Annotated in this window: 16 protein-coding genes; 7 read left to right on the forward strand and 9 right to left on the reverse strand. The window is 66.6% G+C overall.

What is annotated here, in order from left to right:
* Positions 1-2: 2 nt before the first annotated feature.
* Entirely contained in the window at positions 3-2,222 is a 2,220-nt protein-coding gene (locus FZ029_RS16990) for an ATP-binding protein (RefSeq protein WP_149270330.1), read from the reverse strand.
* A 411-nt stretch (positions 2,223-2,633) separates the two neighbouring features.
* Here FZ029_RS16990 and FZ029_RS16995 point away from each other — a divergent pair, with 411 nt between their 5' ends.
* The 5 genes from FZ029_RS16995 to FZ029_RS17015 all read left to right on the forward strand — a co-directional run bounded on the left by FZ029_RS16995 (position 2,634) and on the right by FZ029_RS17015 (position 8,213).
* Positions 2,634-3,608: a nitronate monooxygenase family protein gene (locus tag FZ029_RS16995; RefSeq protein ID WP_149270332.1), complete on the forward strand. Its 975-nt coding sequence runs from the start codon at positions 2,634-2,636 to the stop codon at positions 3,606-3,608.
* Positions 3,609-4,053: 445 nt separating this feature from the next.
* Positions 4,054-4,629 carry a sigma-70 family RNA polymerase sigma factor gene (locus FZ029_RS17000; RefSeq protein WP_109156133.1) on the forward strand — a complete coding sequence of 192 codons (576 nt, stop codon included), beginning with the start codon at positions 4,054-4,056 and terminating at the stop codon, positions 4,627-4,629.
* Positions 4,626-5,054: a hypothetical protein gene (locus FZ029_RS17005; RefSeq protein WP_149270334.1), complete on the forward strand. Its 429-nt coding sequence runs from the start codon at positions 4,626-4,628 to the stop codon at positions 5,052-5,054. Before FZ029_RS17000 ends, FZ029_RS17005 begins: the two co-directional genes overlap by 4 nt.
* Entirely contained in the window at positions 5,051-5,497 is a 447-nt protein-coding gene (locus FZ029_RS17010) for a periplasmic heavy metal sensor (RefSeq protein WP_149201322.1), read from the forward strand. Before FZ029_RS17005 ends, FZ029_RS17010 begins: the two co-directional genes overlap by 4 nt.
* 373 nt (positions 5,498-5,870) lie before the next feature.
* On the forward strand, positions 5,871-8,213 hold the full coding sequence (locus FZ029_RS17015; RefSeq protein WP_149270336.1) for a Tex family protein: 2,343 nt from the start codon (positions 5,871-5,873) through the stop codon (positions 8,211-8,213).
* Positions 8,214-8,216: 3 nt separating this feature from the next.
* On the opposite strand, the gene FZ029_RS17020 is transcribed toward FZ029_RS17015, so the two are convergent.
* From FZ029_RS17020 to FZ029_RS17045, 6 genes are all read right to left on the reverse strand, one after another.
* Positions 8,217-8,852, reverse strand: a complete 636-nt coding sequence (locus FZ029_RS17020; RefSeq protein ID WP_149270338.1) for a LysE family transporter — start codon at positions 8,850-8,852, stop codon at positions 8,217-8,219.
* Between the two features lie 135 nt (positions 8,853-8,987).
* Positions 8,988-9,248, reverse strand: coding sequence for a hypothetical protein (locus FZ029_RS17025; RefSeq protein ID WP_109156138.1), 261 nt, complete (start codon positions 9,246-9,248; stop codon positions 8,988-8,990).
* A gap of 33 nt (positions 9,249-9,281) precedes the next feature.
* Positions 9,282-9,623 (reverse strand): hypothetical protein, encoded by a 342-nt coding sequence (locus FZ029_RS17030; RefSeq protein WP_247892340.1) that lies wholly within the window; start codon positions 9,621-9,623, stop codon positions 9,282-9,284.
* A gap of 10 nt (positions 9,624-9,633) precedes the next feature.
* Complete coding sequence (locus tag FZ029_RS17035; protein WP_247892341.1) at positions 9,634-10,518, reverse strand: hypothetical protein; 885 nt, start codon at positions 10,516-10,518, stop codon at positions 9,634-9,636.
* Entirely contained in the window at positions 10,506-11,480 is a 975-nt protein-coding gene (locus FZ029_RS17040; RefSeq protein ID WP_149270340.1) for a YqaJ viral recombinase family protein, read from the reverse strand. Before FZ029_RS17040 ends, FZ029_RS17035 begins: the two co-directional genes overlap by 13 nt.
* A 288-nt stretch (positions 11,481-11,768) precedes the next feature.
* Positions 11,769-12,404 (reverse strand): helix-turn-helix transcriptional regulator, encoded by a 636-nt coding sequence (locus FZ029_RS17045; protein ID WP_085083693.1) that lies wholly within the window; start codon positions 12,402-12,404, stop codon positions 11,769-11,771.
* Positions 12,405-12,565: 161 nt separating this feature from the next.
* Here FZ029_RS17045 and FZ029_RS17050 point away from each other — a divergent pair, with 161 nt between their 5' ends.
* Together FZ029_RS17050 and FZ029_RS17055 are read left to right on the forward strand one after the other, a co-directional pair.
* A complete protein-coding gene (locus FZ029_RS17050) occupies positions 12,566-12,886 on the forward strand; it encodes a heavy metal-binding domain-containing protein (protein WP_109086333.1) in 321 nt (106 codons plus the stop codon).
* A 138-nt stretch (positions 12,887-13,024) separates the two neighbouring features.
* Positions 13,025-14,239: a homoserine O-acetyltransferase gene (locus FZ029_RS17055; RefSeq protein WP_247892342.1), complete on the forward strand. Its 1,215-nt coding sequence runs from the start codon at positions 13,025-13,027 to the stop codon at positions 14,237-14,239.
* A 32-nt stretch (positions 14,240-14,271) separates the two neighbouring features.
* Here FZ029_RS17055 and FZ029_RS17060 read toward each other — a convergent pair whose 3' ends face one another.
* Positions 14,272-14,796 carry a hypothetical protein gene (locus tag FZ029_RS17060; protein ID WP_149201329.1) on the reverse strand — a complete coding sequence of 175 codons (525 nt, stop codon included), beginning with the start codon at positions 14,794-14,796 and terminating at the stop codon, positions 14,272-14,274.
* Positions 14,797-14,889: 93 nt separating this feature from the next.
* Complete coding sequence (locus tag FZ029_RS17065) at positions 14,890-16,443, reverse strand: DHA2 family efflux MFS transporter permease subunit (RefSeq protein ID WP_149201330.1); 1,554 nt, start codon at positions 16,441-16,443, stop codon at positions 14,890-14,892.
* Positions 16,444-16,585: the final 142 nt, after the last annotated feature.

Consider the following 16,585-nt stretch of genomic DNA (forward strand, 5'->3'; position numbering starts at 1 on the left):
GGCTACCTCGATTCGGCGGCTGATGACCGCGGCAGGGAGAAATGGAAGGTCGCACCGTGGTCCAGCCTGCCTTCCGCCCAGACCCGCCCGCCGTGGCGCTCCACGATGCGGCGGACATTGGCGAGGCCGATGCCAATGCCCTCGAACTCCTCCTCGCGATGCAGGCGCTGGAAAACGCCGAACAGCTTACCGGCATAGGCCATATCGAATCCACGGCCATTATCGCGCACGTAGAATTCGTGCGCGTCGGCGGTTGTGCGGCAGCCCACCTCGATCTCCGGCGTGGCGCGGTCGCGCGTGTATTTGATGGCATTGGACAGCAGGTTCTGCACCACCAGCCGCAGCATGGTCGGGTCGCCGTTGACACCCGGCAGCGGATGCACGGTCCAGCGCACGTCGCGGCCCTGCAGGTCCGGCTCCAGCAGGTGGCGCACTTCCTCCACCAGCCGGCCGACATCGACCTCAACCCGCGCCAGCGCGGTGCGGCCCAGCTGCGAGAAATGCAGAAGCCCGTCTACCAGCCGGCCGGCCGAACTCGCCGCCTCGATGATGCTGTCCAGGTAATGGCGTTCCCGCTCGTTCAGCTTCACGGCGGCGCGGGAGCGCAGAAGCTCCGCATAGCTGGTGACGTGGCGGAAGGGTGCCCTCAGGTCGTGCGAGACCGAATAGGAGAAGGCGGCCAGTTCGCCGTTGCTGCGGCGAAGCTCCTCGTTCAGGGCGGCCATCTCCTCGGCCTTTCGCAACACGATGCTGACGATGGCGTTGCGGAAATCGCCGGCCGCCTCGATCTCGCCATGGCGCCAGGGCAGGGACTGGCCGCGCACCGTCTCCTTCCACGCTTCGAAGGAGTTGCGCGGGGAAAGCCGGCCGCTGGAGTCTAGCGGCTTGCTGGGATCGCCGGCCCAGTCGATGGTCTGCACGATCTCCGGCCGGAACCATAGCAGATAGCTGGGGTGCAGTTGCGAGATGGAGATCGCCAGCAGGCCGCTGGCGGTCCGCTCCATCCCGGCGGCGGCCGGAATCTCCAGCGGAAGCTGATGGCTGGCGAACAGGTCCTTGATGCCCTGGCCGGCCAGTTCCGCACCAATGGCCTCGACCACCTCCTGTGGCGGGGTGCGGCCGATCAGCCGGCAATGGCCGTCGAACAGGATCGCGGCGCCATCGGCATTGACCAACCCCAGCAGATCCTCGCGGTCCTCGCCCAGACCGTCGATGAAGTGCTCCGCCGCCGCCATGTGGGCGAGCAGCCGTGCCTGGGTGCTTTTGGAACGGATGCGGTGGTCGGCGTCCAGCGCCCGTTCCAGCGCGATCATCTGGCTGGAAAGCACCTGCCCCAGCAGATCGCAGGCGGTGCGCACCGCGAAGGAAACCTGTCGCGGCTCGGCATTGTGGCAGGAGATCAAGCCCCACAGCCGGTCGCCGTCCATGACCGAGATCGACATGGAGGCCGGCGTGCCCATGTTGCGCATATATTCCAGATGAACCGGCGACACGCTGCGCAGCACGGAAAAACTGAGGTCCAGCGGCGGCGCATCCCGTCTGTCGGACAGAATGGGAACCGGCTGGTAACGGGCGTCGGCGATCAGCCGCAGGCGGTTCAGCGCATAGAGCCGCCGGGCCTGCTGCGGAATGTCGGATGCCGGAAAGCGCAGGCCGCGGTAGGAGGGCAGGTTGCCGTTGCCGTCCTCCGCGATGACGGTGCCGTTCCATTGTTCATCGAAACGGTAGATCAGCACGCGGTCGAAGCCGGTCAGCGACCTCACCTCCTCCGCGGTGATGGCCAGCAGGGCGTCGAAGTCGTGGGCCGCCTGCATGCGGCGGATGCCTTCGCGCATCTGCGGATACAGGGCCTCCAGCGTGCCGACGCCGGTGGGGGCGAGTTCCTCCAGTTCCAGGATCACCAGATCGCCGGTGCGGTGGGCAATCGCCTGGAAATCGCCGCCGCCGCGCAGGTGCAGGATGTCCAACTGCACCGGTTCGGCGGGAGCGGCACGCAGCCCGCGGACGAGCGAAACCAGGGAGCCAGCGTCGATCAGCTGGTCGACCGGCAGGCCGAAGGATTCGGCGGGCGGACGGCTCAACACCGTTCCTGCTTCCGCGCTGGCGCAGACGAGACGAAGGCTGTCCGCCTCGACCGCCAGGAGATGGCCGTGCGGCTGGATGCTGCCGGGGATGTGAATCGGTTCGCGCGCGCAGGCGTCGAGATCAAGCGTGCCCGCCATGGTCGGGGGCCACGGTTCAGGTCCGGTTGCAGGCGTCACGGTCGTCCTTTGCTCATCTCGGTCACAAGTCCGACGGGCTCTTTCCGAAACGGACCTGCTTCAATCGGGTTCCACTGACATATGCCGATGGCTTTCAGCGGTATTCAGCATAATCAGCAGCATAGAAACCCCGCATCCGCCGCGCGCACCGCCTTGAGGTGAACGAAGCCACAGCATGTCCCTTTAGACCCTATACTTTCATTATCATAGGTTAAGTTTTCTGCTTGTCCTCAGATTTCCCAATACCCAGCTCTTTTATCATACGACGAAGATCATATTCCGAAATCAAGCTTGGATTCGCTTATAAGAGAGTATGCCGCAGGAGATCCGGGACTGTCAGCGGCCAACAAGACGGGTGGGGAAGGGGACGCCATGAAAACCGAGGTGACGCGCCTGCTCGGCATCGATTACCCGATCGTACAGGGTGGGATGCAATGGGTCGGACTGGCCGATCTGGCAGCATCCGTGTCGAATGCCGGCGGTCTCGGCATCCTGACCGCGCTGACCCAGCCGACGCCGGAGGATCTGGCGCGCGAGATCGAGCGCTGCCGCGCGATGACCGACCGTCCCTTCGGCGTCAACCTGACCATGCTGCCGGCGGTGACACCACCGCCCTACGAGCGCTATCTCGACGTCATCATCGACAGCGGCATCACCATCGTGGAGACCGCCGGCAACAGCCCGCGTGCCTTCGTCGAGCGGATGAAGGCGCACGGCATCCGCATCCTGCACAAATGCACCAGCGTCCGCCACGCGCTGAGCGCCGAGCGGGCAGGGGTGGACATCATCAGCATCGACGGGTTCGAATGCGCCGGGCATCCGGGAGAGGACGACATTCCCGGCCTGATCCTGATCCCGGCCGCGGTGCGGGCCTTGCGCATTCCGGTGATCGCCTCGGGCGGAATCGCCGACGGGCGCGGCATGGCCGCCGCGCTGGCCCTCGGCGCCCAGGGCGTCAACATGGGCACGCGCTTTCTCTGCACGCGCGAGGCGCCGGTGCATGACAGCATCAAGCAGGCGCTGGTCGCCGCAGGCGAACGCGACACCAACCTGATCCTGCGCAGCATGCGCAACACCGCCCGCGTCTTCAAGAACGCCGTGTCGGACGAGGTCGTCGCCCTGGAAAAGCGTCCCGGCGGCGCACAGTTCGAAGAGGTTCGGCCACTCGTGGCCGGCCAGCGCGGCCGAACCGCGCTCCAATCCGGCAATGTTCAGGATGGGGTGGTGTCGGCCGGCATGGCGATCGGCCTGATCGACGACATCCCGACCTGCGACGAGCTGATCCGTCGCATGGTCGCCGACTGCCGCGCCCACCTGCGCCGCGCCCTGGCGATGGCGGAGGAATGATCGGGCAGGGCAGGAGATGCTTGCAGGGAATGCGGTTAGCCGGTCAGAAGATCAGCTTCAGGATTCCGGTGACCACCAGCAGGCCGATGATGAAGATGATCAGGATGGCCCAGCCGAGAATCTTGAGCATGGTGTCGGTCCTTCAATCGCTTCGTTCATGACGCCGCCGGCAACCCGGTGACGCCACGGTCATGCTTGGATCAACCGATCCACGGCGATGCGGTTCCCGCAGGACGGGCAAAGATGTTCAGCGGGCACCGTGCCGATGGAGCCCTCCCCTGAGCGGCACCAAAAAACACATAAGCATTCTTATGGAAAGAAATTGGCCGAAGAGGCCGGGCATTGGGGAAATCCCTGATCGGAAAATTGCCGCTCGCTGCGCAGGACTTCCACCTCCTGCCGCGTATAAATCGCTGACAGAAACCGGGAGCGGGCGGAATACGGCGTGGAGCCTACCGAGGAAACGGTGACCGACGAGGCGTTGATGGCGGACGCCGCAGCCGGTGACCGGAAAGCGTTTGGAACACTCACGCGCCGTCATCTGCGCCGCAGCATCGCCTTGGCCCAACGTGTTGTCGGGAACGCCGCCGACGCCGAAGAGGTTGCGCAGGACGCCTTCCTGCAGATCTGGGCCAATGCCGACCGCTGGCGTGGCGATGGAACCCGTTTCACCACCTGGCTGTACAGGATCGTGGTGAACCGCGCCATCGACTATAAGCGGCGGCGCAGCTTCGCCCCCCTGGACGATGCCGGCGAGATCGCCGATCCGGCCTGGAGCGCCGAGACGGTGATCGACGGCATGCGGATCGGTGCCGCGGTGGATGCCGCGATCGCCGCCTTGCCCGAACGGCAAAGGGCGGCGCTCAGTCTCTGCTACCATGAGGAGATGACGTGCGCTGAGGCTTCGGAAATATTGCAGGTGTCTGTTTCGGCAATGGAAAGTCTGCTGGTCCGGGCGCGCCGCGTCGTGCGGGCCCGGCTTCAACCCCTGATCCGTCAGAAGGACGGTGCACGGTCATGACGCTCAAAGAGTTCAAACGCAATGCCGCCGCCTACGGCGCCGATCTGGACCGTTGGCCGCGCTCCGCCAGGGTGGATGCGCTGGCCCTGCTGGACGGCAGCGCCGAAGCCCGCGACCTGCTGGCCGACGCCGCCATCACCGACGCGCTGCTGGACGCCGCCTCGACCCCGTTGGTCTCCGCCCGGCGCGAGGCGCAGGTCTATGACCGCATCGCCGACTGTCTGGCACAGCGGATCGTGCCGGAATTCATTCCATGGTTCCTGTCGCGACCGCCCTTCCGCCCTGCCCCGCTCGCGGGATTCCTGGCCAGCATGGCGCTGGTCGGCTTCCTCAGCTACAGCCAGGGCCTGATTTCCTTCGAAAGGACGAGCACGCCCGCCCTGTCCGGCGTGATGATCGTCAGCTATCTGGGAGACGTGAGATGACGCCGGCCATTCGGCGCCGCTGGCCTTGGTTCCTTCTGGTCGGGTCCCTTGCGCTCAACATGCTGGCCGGCGGCTTCGTCGTCGCCCACGCCTTCCGCCCGCCGCCTCCGCCGCCCGGCGGGCCGGAGCATCTGCTGGAGCGCTTCGTCGACGACGTGTCGCAACGGCTGTCGCCGGCCGACGCCGCGATCCTGCGCAAGGCGATTGACGATGCCCGTCCGCTGTTCGTCCGTATGCATGTCAGCCGCGAAGAATTCGCGCCGCGCCTACGCATGGCCCTGATGGCCCAACCCTTCGATTCAGCGGGCCTCAAGGCCCTGTTCGACAGCGTCCATGCCAACGACGCGGCGTTGCGCAGCGAGATCGAGGCGCGCGTCGTCGACACCCTGTCCCGCCTTTCCCCCGAAGGCCGCCTGCGTCTGGCCGAAAGCCGCCTTCCCTGATCCTTTCGGTTTCGACCGGTGGCAGACACTTTTTGGGGTGCGGCCGGGATGGCATGTCCGTCCCGGCCCTTTTTCTTAGCCGAAAAAAGAAAGGGCGGCCTGACGGTATCACCGCCGGGCCGCCCCCTAGTCGGTTCGGGAGGAAACGCAACCAAGTTGCACGCAGAGGTATAAGGCCGATATGGTTAACGGCCGGTGAATGGCGGAAAGAAAACGCTCCTTACCACTTTTTTGCGAAAAACCACCGCAAATGGTTGCGCTTCCGCTTGGGCTGCCCATCCCTCTGCCGAAAGGCCGGGGTGGCGTCCCCCCGCCCCGACGCGCTATGACAGACACCCTTTTGTTCGTCACAAGTCCGCAGGATCCCTGCCTCATGCTGTCCATCAGCCAGCGCATCGCCGACGAACTGTCGGTCCGCGAGTCCCAGGTCGCTTCCGCCATCGCCATGCTCGACGAGGGGTCGACCGTCCCCTTCATCGCCCGCTACCGCAAGGAGGCGACCGGCGGCCTGGACGACACCCAGCTCCGCACCCTGGAGGAGCGGCTGGGCTACCTGCGGGAGCTGGAGGACCGTCGCGCCAGCATCCTGTCGACCATCCAGGAGCAGGGCAAGCTGACGCCCGAGCTGGAACGGCAGATCAAACAGGCGGATACCAAGACCCGGCTGGAGGACCTGTACCTCCCCTACAAGCAGAAGCGCCGCACCAAGGCCCAGATCGCCCGCGAGGCGGGGCTGAAGCCGTTGGCCGACGCGCTGCTGGCCGACCCGAAGAAGCAGCCGGAGGCCGAGGCCGCCGCCTTCGTCAGCGCCGACAAGGGGGTTGCCGACGTCAAGGCGGCGCTGGATGGCGCCCGCCATATCCTGGTGGAACGCTTCGGCGAGGATGCCGAGCTGGTCGGCCGCCTGCGCACCGCCATGGCGGACAAGGGCGTCGTCACCTCCAAGGTGATCGAGGAGAAGAAGGCGGAGGGCGCCAAATTCTCCGACTATTTCGACTTCTCGGAGAACTGGTCGAAGCTGCCGTCGCACCGGGCGCTGGCGCTGTTCCGTGGCCGGGCGCAGGGCGTGCTCGACATCCGCCTGGATCTGCCGATCGAAGAAGGCCAGCCGCATCCGGCGGAGGGGACCATCGCCGTCCACACCGGCATCCGCGACCAGGGCCGCCCGGCCGACAAGTGGCTGTCCGACGTGGTGCGCTGGACCTGGAAGCTGAAGATCGGCCCGCATATCGAGACCGACCTGATGGGCGCCTTGCGTGAACGGGCAGAGGACGAGGCGATCCGAGTCTTCGCCCGCAACCTGCACGATTTGCTGCTGGCTGCTCCGGCCGGCCAGCGCGCCACCATCGGGCTCGATCCCGGCATCCGCACCGGCGTGAAGGTTGCCGTCGTCGATTCCACCGGCAAACTGGTGGAGACGACGACCATCTATCCGCACCCGCCGCGCAACGACTGGGACGGCTCCATCGCAGTGCTGGCGGCGCTGGCGGCGCGGCACAAGGTGGAGCTGATCTCCATCGGCAACGGCACCGCCTCGCGCGAGACCGACAAGCTGGCTGCCGACCTGATGAAGCGCCACCCGGAGCTGTCCCTGACCAAGCTGGTGGTCAGCGAGGCCGGCGCGTCGGTTTATTCGGCGTCGGAAACCGCGGCGCACGAGTTCCCCGGCCTGGACGTCAGCCTGCGCGGCGCCGTCTCCATCGCCCGCCGCCTGCAGGACCCGCTGGCCGAGCTGGTGAAGATCGAGCCGAAGTCGATCGGCGTCGGCCAGTACCAGCATGATGTCGCCGGCGGCAAGCTGGCGCGCTCGCTGGATGCGGTGGTCGAGGATTGCGTGAATGCGGTCGGCGTCGATCTCAACACGGCGTCGATCCCGCTGCTGACCCGCGTGTCGGGCCTGAACGAGACCATCGCCCGCAACATCGTCGAGCATCGCGACCGCAACGGCGCCTTCCGCTCGCGCAAGCAGTTGCTCGACGTGGCGCGGCTGGGTCCGAAGACCTTCGAGCAGGCCGCCGGCTTCCTGCGCATCCGCGACGGCGAAAATCCGCTCGACGGCTCCGCCGTCCATCCGGAAGCCTATCCGGTGGTCCAGCGCATCGTGAAGACCACCGGCCGCGACCTCGGCAGCGTCATCGGCGACGCCCGTTTCCTGCGCGGGCTGAATGCGGAGGAGTTCACCGACGAGCGCTTCGGCCTGCCCACCATCGAGGACATCATCAAGGAGCTGGAGAAGCCCGGCCGCGACCCCCGTCCGGAGTTCAAGACCGCCACCTTCAAGGAGGGCGTTGAGGAACTGAAGCACCTTCAGCCCGGCATGATGCTGGAGGGCGTCGTTACCAACGTCACCGCCTTCGGCGCCTTCGTCGACATCGGCGTCCATCAGGACGGTCTGGTGCATATTTCCCAGCTTGCCAACAGCTTCGTGAAGGATCCTCACACGGTGGTGAAGGCCGGCGACGTGGTGAAGGTGAAGGTGCTGGAGGTGGACATCCCCCGCAAGCGCATCGCCCTGACCATGCGCATGGGCGAGGAAGCCCCGCGCCCGGCGCGCCGTGAGGAGCAGCGGGGGCCCGCGCGTCCGCCGCAGCAGCAGGATCGCCGCCCGGCGGCACCTGCGGCCAAGGTGGCGCCGAAGCCTGTCAAGGCGCCGGAGCCGATCAACAGTGCCTTCGCCGAGGCATTCGCCAGGGCGCAGTCGGGCAAGAAGAAGTAAGGGTCAGGGAGGGGGCAGAGCGTCCGACATCAGGCGGACGCCGAGCCCGCCGATCGCGGCGGCGGCAACCCGGTCGACCCAGCGCTTGGACCGCAGGTAGGCGGCGCGCGGCCGGCCGGCGGAAAACGCCGCGGCGACGATGGCGTACCAGCCGGCTTCGATCAGGAAGATGGCGGGCGGCAGGAAGACGAACAGCCAGAGCGGCGGTTCGGCCGGCATCAGAGCGGCGAAGATGCTGCCATAGACCAGCGCCGTCTTCGGATTGCTCAGTTGCGTCAGCAACCCGAACAGCAGCGGCCGCATCAGCCCGGCGGGTGCCGTCTGTCCTTCCTCCGCCATCACGAGAGGCTCCGCGGCTCCGCGCCAGATGCGGATCGCGAGGTAGAGCAGATAGGCGCCACCCACCAGTTTCAGCACCGCATAGAGCCAGCCGACCTGCGACAGCAGCGCATGCAGCCCCAACAGCGCCAGAGAGGCGAAGAACACGCCGCCGATCCCCATGCCGAGCGCGGTGGCCAGACCGGCCCGGCGGGATACGGCGATGGAGGTGCGGGCGACCAGCACGAAGCTCGGTCCCGGACTGGCGGCGCCGACCGCTATCGCGCCGACGATGCTGGCGAAGGCAAGTACGGGATCCATGATCGCTCCCCTTCCACTTGAAGGCAAAGACGATAACACAACCACGACGGCGCGCGAGGGGCGGGCAAAAAAAGTCCCCTCGCCCGCGGGGGGAACGAGGGGACAATGGCCGATGGCTTGGCCGTTACGGGGATGTCATTCGGCGGCCATCAGCACCGGAGCCTCGTCGCGCACCCGGTTCACCGCCACATAGCGGTCCAGCGCGTCGAGGCATTCGCTGAGGGTTCCGGAACCGACCGCGCGGCAGTCCTCGAAGGCGTGCGGCTCGGGGCGGAACCAATGGGTGATGTAGCATTCCTCGCGCCCGTCCAGGCTGAGGGTGAGGGCGAAGCGGCCCTCACGCCCGAGACGGGCTTGAGCGGCGCGCAGACGCGCCTGGACCTCTTCTATCGTCATGGGATGATATCCTTCCCTTGATGCCGCCTGCGGTCAGGCGGCGTGGGCGAACTTGCCGTCTTCCAAATCCGAGTCTTCCAACCGCCGGGCCCAGTCGATGTCACGCGCCAGCGACTCGACAAGAACGCGGGCCGCCCCTGCGGTTTCAGCCGGCGTGTCGGATCGCAGCAATCCCGACAGCCGCATCGCCAGCGTCTCGGCCTCCGCCTCCACCCAACGGGCGTAGTGGCGGCGGCGCTGGTCGCGGTTCCAATACCAGCGCGGCAGCTGGGCGTTGGCACGCTCGAACTCGCCTTCCCAGGCGCTCATGCGGAAAAGACCGCTGGGCGACCGGTCGCCGGTGCTGTGAGTCGTCTGGGTAGTTGTCTGGATCATGGGACGTCCGTCAGGCGGCTTCCCGCCCGTCCTCTTCCTCGCGCTTCAGAATCTCGGCCTTCTTCTGGGCGAACAGGCCGGTGATGCGATGCTGGGCGGCGCGGTCCACTGCGCCGATTTCGCGCAGCCGGGTGCAGACGCCGGACCGCCAGACCTCTTCCAGGTCGTCCAGGTCCAGGCAGGCCCCCAGGCGGCGCTTCACCTCCGCCTCGAAAGCCTCGACGGCGGCGGGTTGCAGGTCCGGGTTGGACTTGGCGGCATAGAAGGCCTCCGACTCCTCCCGGTACTTGCTGTCGTCGAACTGGCCCATATAGACGTCGGCGGCCAGACCCAACTGCAGCAGGCATTTGCCGACCGCGTCGGTCATCGACATCTTGAAGCACTCGTCGTCCGGCATCTCCATGCCGTTGCGGCGGCGGACCATCTCGGTCCCGCCCCACTGCGGGCCGGTAAAGCACTTCTCCTTCGTCTCCGGGTCGATGTACCAGACGCGGGCGCAGATGAAGATCATCCGTTCCGCGATGGTCCAATCGACCTGCTCATAGCCCCAGCCCTTGCCGATCGGGCCGAACACCTCCGTCATCATCTGGAAGCGCCAGGTCGGGTCGATCTGCGTGCCGCGGAAGCCGCCGGAACGGGTGAAGGGCTTGGTTGCCTTCGGGTCGGTGCGCTTCAGCCGGTTCCACAGGAACATGGTGTCGATGCGCTGCGGCTCGGCCGGCCTGGCTCCGCCGGTGGATCCCTTGGAACCCTGGGAGCCGCGGCTGCCGCCGGTCTTCGGCTCGGCCTGGGTAGTCTCCGTCACGTTGGACTCGGCCACGCTGGTTTCAGTAGCGCTCGACTCAGGCGTTTCGGTATCGGCGACGAGGTGGTCGGTCTTACTCATGCGTCCCATGATTTGGGTCCTTCTTGTCCAAACGTTTCGGCTCTCCCCTCACCCCAGCCGGCGGTCAGCACTGTTTCCAGGCTGAGTTCCACCGCGTTCGGGTCAGCGGAGGGGCCCCAGGATTGCGCGTCGGCCAGGGAACGGCGCGGCGGTGCGCCATAGCGCAGGCTGAGCCGGCCCTCGCGGTCGCGCGCGAGATAGAGGCCGCCGGAGCGGCCATCGGCCTGATCGACAGAGACGAAAGCGATGCGGGCGTCTTCCGGCATCAGCGCCTTCAGGGCGGCCTCGTCCTCCTTCACCGCCAGCGCCGCCGCCCGGTTGGCGACCAGCCGGTCGGCCAGCGCCCGGAAGCGATTGTGCCGCCCCATGTCGAAGACCCGGCCATTCTCATAGGACGGGCCGTCCATCGGCAGCGGGTCCGACGGCTCGACGTCGTTGACGACGTGCCACCAGAAGGCCTCCAGCGTCTCGACCAGCCGTTCGACATCGTCCGGGTGCCGATCCACCGTCATCAGGCTGTGACCGGTGGGGCGCAAAATCGACAGCAGCGCGCGGTCCAGACCGACCACCGCCAGCTGATGCTGGATTTGCCAGTGGTAGCGGCGGGCGAGGTCGGCATCGCTCTGGAAGCCGCTGTTGAACTTCGCCTCCACGATGGTGTCGAGCGTACCGCCGGTCGCGCCACTGGTCAGGAAATCGGGATGGGCGACCATCCAGTCATGCTCGGCATGGCGATAGGTGTCGGGAGCGGCCACACACGGGCGGCCGGTGGCATGGGTGACGAAGCGCGGGTGCAGATGCTCGGTCGCGATGCCGATCTGCACGGCGGCGACAAGGTCCAGAGTCTCGGGCTCGACCCGGCCGGTCTTCTCGCGCCACAGCGACAGCCAGTCGCCGGCCATCACGCGCGTCGCATCCGAAGACCCGATCCGCCCCGCCCGCAACTCCCGCTGTGCCTGAGTGATCGCCATGCTTTTCCCGACTTCCAGACCCCGAAGCGAGACCATTGCTGCAACTTCGCAGCATGTTTTGGAACCGCCTTACCGGACCCTGAATATGGGATGCGAACACGCAGCTTTCAAGAACAAAACGTGAACCTTTGGCTTGGCCGTAGACCAACCCAAAGTCCTGGAAACACGCTATATTTGGTATCTTCTGACAAGAGTCGTCACAAGACAAAACGGACGGAGTAGAGACGTCCGTTTTTGCGAGTCGCGGGGGATTGGAACGTGCGCCGCGACTCGTGCCGCGGCAGCCTTTTACATGCGAAGCGCTCGCACCACGTGGACGGCGACTCCGGCCACATGGGCGCTGTCGAAGGCGGTGGGTCGGCAGTCGGGATCGGTTGAAACCGGCATCAGATGGGGCGGAAAGAAGCGGTATCCGCAGATCGTGCCCTCGCCCACCGTCACCACCACGTCGCCCGTCTGCGGTGTCAGCACGTCCAGCGGCTCCAGCACAACGCAGTCGCGCGGCAGCACGCCGGCGGCGTCCAGGCTCTTGGACAGGATGCGCAGCGCGAAGGCCCGGCGGGAGGTGCGGCCGTCCATGGCGACCGACGCGGCGCCGTCCTTCAGCGCCCCGGCCAGGAACGCCTCCCCTGCCCTGCGGCCGAGATCGAGGAAGATGTGCGCCTGCTCCAGGGTCAGCACCGGCACGCGGGAGACCGGCGCATAGGCGTGATCGTCGAGGAATCGCGGCTCCGACCCGGCGACGCGGGCCAACCGGGCCAGCGTGTCGGCGCTGGGCACGCTGCCCATCACGGGATCGCGCAGGAAGCGGGTCAGGTTGGTGGCGGTGACGCCGGCCAGCCGCGCCCAGCCGCCGGCGCTCCAGCCCTTCGCCTCCATGACGCCGGTCATCCAGCGCAGGATGGCTCGCCGCGTGTCGTCCATCGCCTTTCCCCCTCGCCTTCCCCACCTTGTCCTACACGGTACGGACGGGGTGGGGGAAGGCGCGATGGACTCAAGACCGCTGCGATTTCGCAGTGCCGCCTTGGACTCTGCCTTGGCGGCCCCATCTGTGCGGCAGCGAAACAACCGTGGGAGATGCGACCATGATCGTCACCAGCACCGATTCCGTCGAAGGCCGGCAGATCACCCAGTATCTCGGCATCGTCGCCGGCGAGGCGATCATGGGGGTGAACGTGTTCCGCGACCTGTTCTCCTCCGTGCGGGACATCGTCGGCGGCCGGGCCGGCGGCTATCAGGCGGCGCTGCGCGACGCGCGCGAGGCGGCCTTCGCCGACCTGGAGGAGTCGGCCCGCGCGCTGGGCGCCGATGCCGTGGTCGGCGTGGATGTCGACTACGAGGTGCTGGGCAAGGAAAACGGCATGCTGATGGTGTCGGTGAACGGGACCGCCGTCCGGCTGCGCTGACGCCCCTCCCCTCCCACTCGCCTGGCCGGGTTGCCTAACCGTAAGCGTCACCGATGGCGGCTGGACAGCCGCAACCTTATGGGTAGACTGCGCCACCGGAATAGAGTGTCAGGCGAACAATTCTGGAGGGGGATGCTCATGCGTGGGGTTGTCCGCGGTTCCATCTGGTCCGGTTGCCTCGGCGGCCTCGCCATGGCGGCCTGTCTGTTCGGCGCCCTGCCGGCGCTGGCGCTGGACGGCATCGTCGAGAAGAAAGTCTTCGAGATGCCGTCCTACACCACCACCGGCGGCGGGACGATCAAGAACGTCCGCATCGGCTGGGAAAGCTACGGCAAGCTGAACGAGGCCAAGGACAACGTCATCCTCGTCACCCATTTCTTCAGCGGCAGCAGCCATGCCGCCGGGAAATACAAGGCCGATGACGCCGCGCCCGGCTATTGGGACAGCATCATCGGCCCCGGCAAGCCGCTGGACACCGACAAATACTTCATCATCAGTTCCGACACGCTGGTGAACCTGTCGCCGAAGGATCCCAACGTCGTCACCACCGGCCCGGCCAGCATCAATCCGGACACCGGCAAGCCCTATGGCATGAGCTTCCCCATCGTCACCATCCAGGACTTCGTCAATGTCCAGAAGGCGCTGATCGACAGCCTGGGCATCAAGACGCTGCAGGCGGTGATGGGCGGCTCGATGGGGTCGCTCCAGGCCTTCGAATGGGGGGCCGACCATCCGGAGATGGTCAAGCGCGTCATCGCCGCCATCGGCGGCCCGGAGACCGATCCGTTCCTGATCGGCTGGCTGAACCTGTGGGCCGCGCCGATCAAGCTCGACCCCAACTGGAACAACGGCGATTATTACGGCAAGGCGGAGCCGAAGGCCGGCCTGACCGAGGCGCTGAAGCTGGTCACCCTGCAGGCGCGGCACTGGAAATGGGCGGACGCCGCCTTCGGCCGCAAATGGGCGGAGGACGGCAAGGACCCGAAGGCGGCGATGGGCAACCAGTACGCCATCGAAGCCTGGCTGGACAAGGCCGCCGCGGGCCGCGCCGCGGTCAGCGACGCCAACCATTTCCTCTATCTGGTGAAGGCCAACCAGACCTTCGTCACCGGCAACGGCGGATCGCTGGAGGATGGTCTTGCGAAGATCAAGGCGCCGGTGCTGCTGATCCCGTCGGCCGACGACCTCGTCTTCCCGCCCGACCGCAACATGCGCCCGCTGAAGGACCGGCTGGAAAAGCAGGGCAACACGGTGGAGTACACCGAGTCGATCACCTCCACCCTCGGCCATCTCGACGGCGTGGTGAACATCGGCAAGGCCGGCGACACGATCGCGCAGTTCCTGGCGAAGTGAGTGGTGTGGGGGCGCCTTTGCGGGTGCCCCCTCTAATCCGCGATCGGCGCCCCGCGGAAGTTCAGCAGGCTCGGCGCCTTGTCGATGATCTCTTCCAGAATCAGCGACGCCGTTTCCAGATCGCGGTCCAGCTCCGGCCCCAGCTTGCCGGCATAGTTCGGCCGCTTCAGCTTTTCCGCCGCGTCGTGCAGGCTGCGCAGTTCGGCCACGAAAATCTCGCGGGCGCCCATCGGCAGGATCGGGTTGGCCGACAGCACGAAGAAGAAACGCATGCTGGCCCGCACCAGAAGCGCCAGCATCACCATGTCCAACTTCTCGAACTGGTCGCGCAGGTCGTCGGAGCGGGCGTCGACCAGATTGCGCAGACGTTGTTCGATCAGGATGACCAGCGCCTGGAATTCGCCCACCTTGTCGCGGAAGTCGCGATAGGCACCGAAGCTGTGCTTGCTGGCCTCATGCTCGGCCAGTTGGGCCAGCTTCGATGCTTCACGGCACTGGCGCTCCAGCGCGCCCAGAAGTTCCTTGACCTCGGCTCGGGTGTATTGGCGCTTGCTCATGGGACTCGGCAGGGGTTGTGCAGGCGTTCGGGCGGACGTTCGAATGCTCCGTCATGCTATAGCACAACCCGTGGGCTGCAACCTATCCCATGCTCAGTGATCAGCCTTCACCGGGGCGCCCGGACGCCGCACCAGCGGCATGAACAGCAGTGCGCCGAAGAACACCGCCGACATCAGCAGCATGGCGTCGTTGAAGGTCAGGATCAGCGCCTCGCGCTGGACCAGCCCGACCAGCCGGGCCATCGCGGCGGCGGTGGGGTCCGCCACCAGCCCATCGAAGCGCTGGCTGAGGTTGTCGACCATCTGCTGCACCTCCGGCCGGGCGAGGTTGACGTTGTCGCCGAGCCGGTTCAGGTGCAGCGCGTTGCGGTCGGTCAGCACCGTGTTGATCGCGGCAAGACCGATGGCGCCGCCCAGGTTGCGCATCAGGTTGTAGAGGCCCGACGCGTTCTTCAGCTTGTCCGGCGGCAAGGTGCCCAGCGCCACGCTGTTGATCGGGATGAAGCACAGCATCAGCGACATGCCGCGCACCGCCTGCGGCAGGAACAGCTCCCAGAATCCGGTCTCGGCCGTGAAATGGCTGTTCAGCCAGACGCCGGTGCCAAACAGGATCAGCCCAAGCGCCAGCATGGCGCGCAGGTCCATCCGCTTCGACAGGGCGCCGGCGATGGGGGCCGACATGAACTGGAAGGCCCCGGTCACGAACATGATCTCGCCGATCTGCAGGCTGTTGAAGCCGCGCACGCGGGCCAGGAACAGCGGCTGCAGATAGACCGACCCGTAGAGGCCGATGCCCAGGATGAAGCTGTAGAGCGACCCGATGGCGAAGTTGCGGTCGGCGAAGGCGCGCAGCTCCACGATCGGATTGCGGTAGGACAGCACCCGCCAGAAGAATCCGACGGCGGAGACGGCGGCCACCACGGCCAACCCGAAGATCGCCTCGTCGTCGAACCAGTCGTTCCGCGGCCCCTCCTCCACCACATATTCCAGGCTGCCCAGGAAGGCGGCCATCAGCGCCAGCCCGACGAAATCGAAGCCCTTGCGCAATTCCGGATTCGGCCGGTCGACATCGACCAGGAACCAGACCAGCGAGGTGACCAGGATGCCGGGGATGACGTTGGCCAGGAACAGCCAGTGCCAGGACATGTGCTGGGTCAGATAGCCGCCCAGCGTCGGGCCGATGGTCGGCGCCATGGTGGCGACCAGCCCCATCATCACCGACACGCCCGCCCGCTTTTCCGGCGGGAAGATCATGAAGCTGGTGGCGAACACCGTCGGGATCATCGCGCCGCCGATGAAGCCCTGGAGCGCACGCCAGACGATCATCGATTCGATGCCGCCGGCGAAGGCGCAGGCGACGCTGGTCAGGGTGAAGCCGGCGGCGGCCACGGTGAACAGCACACGCGTCGACAGGATGCGCGACAGGATGCCCGACAGCGGGATCATCACGACCTCCGCGATCAGGTAGGAGGTCTGCACCCACGAGATCTCGTCGGCGCTGGCCGCCAGCCCCGCCTGGATTTCCGACAGCGAGCTGGAGACGATCTGGATGTCGAGGATCGCCATGAACATGCCGACGACCATCGCGAAAAAGCCGGCGATGTCGCGGGGTGTGAGCGGGCGCATGCCCTGGGCCGGTGTCGCCATGGAACCGCTGCCTTCCGTCGCGGCCGAACGACTGCCGCCCCCAAAAGGGAGAGGGCGCGGCTCCGGCCTGATTGTCACTCGGATTGATGGCGGGGACGCCGACCCCGAAGGGGGAGAAGGGTCGCCGTCCCCGCCAGAGCGT

The organism is Azospirillum sp. Sh1, assembly GCF_008365135.1.
Lineage (GTDB): Bacteria > Pseudomonadota > Alphaproteobacteria > Azospirillales > Azospirillaceae > Azospirillum > Azospirillum oryzae.